Raw genomic sequence first — 284 nt, 5'->3', positions numbered from 1 at the left:
CGGTACACTTTTGTGCTATTGGCATGTATAACATTGGCCAGGGGCAAAGTAGCCGTTTGGCAATACAAAGCAGCGCCCTGGGGCATGTGTTATTTGCAGGGCTTGAAATTACGAGCAGTCAAATTTGGCGTAACCATTTAGCCGATTTTTGCAGCGAGCATACAGGTATGGATTATCAGCAATTCACCTCAGAGGATTTATTAGCTCAAGGTACTTTAAGCTTTAATAATAACGTTGATGCTCAGCAAACATTGAGTATAAATAATGTAACAGCCAATATTGAG

The 284-nt window shown here is 41.2% G+C and carries 1 protein-coding gene; it reads left to right on the top strand.

Annotated elements, in window-relative coordinates; all coding sequences use genetic code 11:
• On the top strand, positions 1–284 hold a 284-nt coding region (locus tag AAEY57_RS19720), incomplete at both ends, for a hypothetical protein (protein WP_350608635.1).

The organism is Pseudoalteromonas sp. MER144-MNA-CIBAN-0113 (assembly GCF_040308965.1).
Classification (GTDB): Bacteria; Pseudomonadota; Gammaproteobacteria; order Enterobacterales; family Alteromonadaceae; genus Pseudoalteromonas; species Pseudoalteromonas tetraodonis.
Note: the sequence above shows the minus strand (reverse complement) of the source record. Positions and strands in the feature narration are given on the sequence as shown.